We start from the raw sequence: 259 nt of genomic DNA on the forward strand, positions 1-259 counted from the left end.
GTGCAAGAGATGTGGACTTTCTATTTCATAGTAAAAGTGATGATTGATCTCTCTGTAAAAGATGTGCAGAGACATTAAGCAGCATTCAAAAACCTTTATTTTCAGGAGGTTTTTTGAAGCTGCTTTTTTATTTGGAGAAAATGGAGGAATTGGTAATGGCATTTCATAAACCGGAACAAATTGCTGAACTCGTAATCGAGGCCGGTGTTCAAAAAGTAAGCCAGACGCTGCCAGCAATGCTTATTCTCGGTTTTTTAGG

1 pseudogene is annotated in these 259 nt (G+C 38.2%); it reads left to right on the plus strand.

The window, feature by feature from the left end:
• Window positions 1–155: 155 nt before the first annotated feature.
• Window positions 156–259 (plus strand): annotated as a pseudogene (locus JDS96_RS31220) (formate/nitrite transporter family protein); the annotation flags it as partial.

It is taken from the genome of Bacillus cereus group sp. N21 (assembly GCF_016483395.1).
Taxonomy (GTDB): Bacteria; Bacillota; Bacilli; order Bacillales; family Bacillaceae_G; genus Bacillus_A; species Bacillus_A pseudomycoides.